Origin of the sequence: Kitasatospora sp. NPDC091257, assembly GCF_044757675.1 — a bacterium.
GTDB classification, from domain to species: Bacteria; Actinomycetota; Actinomycetes; order Streptomycetales; family Streptomycetaceae; genus Kitasatospora; species Kitasatospora lactacystinica.
The window spans coordinates 1-1,930 of the sequence record NZ_JBIVVI010001475.1 but is presented as its reverse complement, the minus strand read 5'-3'; the positions used below and the strand labels follow the sequence as shown (position 1 = coordinate 1,930).

Below are 1,930 nucleotides of genomic sequence, written 5' to 3'. Positions count from 1 at the left end.
CTCGCCGACCGCTACCGCGCCGGAGTCGTCCTGGCCTCCCTAATCCTCTGGCTCCGCGAACCAACCAGATGATCATTTGTCAGACACGCCTTAGCCCGCAGCGAACCGCCGCCGGCGGGTCCCTGCAGGCGCCGCAGGTTCGCGTGCAGCGCCGGGATCCCGGTCACCAGCCGCCGACGGAAGCGGGCGGCCTTGCCCGTCACCGGCTCGTACCATCCCGCCAGCTGGTGCCAGTGCTCCTCCCGTGTTCCTGCGTCAGGTCGCAGCAGACCCCGCTGCACCAGCTCGTCGGCCGCGGAACCTGCGGTCGCCATCCGGGCCAGGTCGGCAAAACGCGGCTCCAGTTCCACAAGAGCCGTGTGCGCCCGCTCGGCCCCGACCTCCATCTGCCAGGCCGCGTGCGTGGCGTAGTCGACCAGCAGCCCCTTGAGCTCCAGCGCATCCTCAGCACCAAGGTCGAAGCGCTCCCACAGCCTCCCCAGCACCTCCGAGAAGCCCTCCAGCGAGCGGTCGAGGTCGTCGTGACTGACGAACAGAGCGTTCACCAGGGCGCACACGTCCCCGCCGTCGCCCGCCAGCGTCTCCAGTGTCTCGACCACCCGATCCAGGCCCCGCAGCGAGATCTCCCGGCCCACCGCGCCCTGGGCGCGCAGCAGGTGCACGAGCCGCTGCACCCTCCTCCCCGCCGCGGTGGCGCTGTAGCGCCACCGCGCTCCGGTGAGGTCCTCCAGTGACAGGAAGCCGTCGTCCGGCTCGCTGCACACGGCCTCGAACCTTTCCTCCAAGGACCTGAGCCGTTGCGCCACCAGGTCCTGGGTCAGATCGCTCCCCGCCGCGCGCAGTGCGGAGGAGACCTCGCTGAGGTCCAGGGCGTCCACTGCTCCGTCGAGTACGTCCATGATGGCCTCGTACTCGCCCGCCACCTTGGACAAGGGATATCCCAGAGCACGGCGCGGATCCCCGCGCGGCACGCCGTCGACCTGTTCCTGCTCCGCCCGGGCCCCGTCCGCGTGCCCGGTGCTCCGGGCCATGACGTCTACCACTAGAACCTCACTAAATGGAACAGATAGTCAGATTTCAGGGCAAAGGTAAGCGGTGCCACTGACAAGTCCGGGCTGACGACAGAACCCGCCAGCGGGCGCCACCCGAACGCATCCGCTCTACGGGGGCGGTTCGACAGAGCATGTGGCGGCCTCCTACAGCGAGGACCGGATTCAGTTTCAGCTTGCAGACCACACAGCGGGGAACGCTGCCCAGGCGCCGGGACGCGGACGGCCGGGCGGGCTGGCGGTAGGGAGGACCGGCCGGCTCGGACGGTCGGCGCCATCCTGGCGCCCGCGCCGCTCCTCGTCACTCCTGCGATCCTGCTCATGGTGGCGCCGATGCTCCCCGGCTTCCCGCTCCGCCGCCGCGAACTCGGCGGCCAGACGGGCCTGGTGCTACGACCACCGGGGCGCCCCGTATGGCGCGGACGTCGTGCGCCACGACTGGCGCCCTCAGGCTGCATGGGTTCGAGGGGCAGCGTGAGCCGCCGAAGCACTCCAACCCGCATATGTCCATTACATGCCTGACGATCAGTCAGAATCTGTACAAAACAGGCGACTTGCTTGGTCTCTGCAGCTCACCGCATACGAGATTTATGTATCGCGCGTGCTAGAGTCTGCATTACATTACTGATTGCTGTTCCTGCCCGCTGCCGTGCTCCCGTCCCCTGGAGGCCCTGGTGCCCGCCGCATCCGCCCCGCCGCCCGACCCCGCCGCCCCCGGCCCGGGTGCGCCCGCCGTGTCGCTGGGCGTGCACAAGGCAAGGCCGCTGCTGACCCAGCTCATCCGGGACGCCGAGCAGGGCACCATCACCGAGCTCACCCGCGGCGAGGGGGAGCGGGCCCTGCTCGTCTCCGCCCACCTGGCCACCACAGCCGGCCTGCCC

Annotated in this window: 1 protein-coding gene and 1 pseudogene; one reads left to right on the top strand and one right to left on the bottom strand. The window is 69.7% G+C overall.

What is annotated here, in order from left to right:
* Positions 1 to 149 precede the first annotated feature (149 nt).
* Positions 150 to 899: pseudogene (locus ACIQOV_RS39485) on the bottom strand (DUF2397 family protein); the annotation flags it as partial.
* An 824-nt stretch (positions 900 to 1,723) separates the two neighbouring features.
* Between ACIQOV_RS39485 and ACIQOV_RS39480 the strand changes: the two are divergent.
* On the top strand, positions 1,724 to 1,930 hold a 207-nt coding region (locus ACIQOV_RS39480; RefSeq protein WP_401055721.1), incomplete at its 3' end, for a hypothetical protein.